This is a genomic window from Bradyrhizobium sp. 23AC, assembly GCF_054863025.1.
On the sequence record NZ_JAVAYN010000249.1, the window covers coordinates 1 to 251 of the forward strand.

Sequence of the window (251 nt, forward strand, 5' to 3'; positions counted from 1 at the left end):
TGTTCTGACTATTTCTGCTCCTTGACGCCTCTTCCATACCGCGCTTGGGTAGTGATTAATGGCGTTGCTTGTGCAGTGGTTGCTAATGTTGGTTTATCTCAGCTGATTGCTTTGTCGATTCCAGTTTTGGTTGCGCTTTATCCTGTCGCGATAGCTCTGGTAGTCCTCGCCTTTGTGCGCCACAAAATGCCTAATCCTAAAGTGGCATTTCGGGTCGTAACCTTGGTTGCGTTCTTGTTTGCTTTAATTGA

The 251-nt window shown here is 46.6% G+C and carries 1 protein-coding gene; it reads left to right on the top strand.

Annotated features, from left to right (window positions below; genetic code table 11):
* On the top strand, nucleotides 1-251 hold a 251-nt coding region (locus RAD10_RS42315), incomplete at both ends, for a branched-chain amino acid transport system II carrier protein (RefSeq protein WP_461622069.1).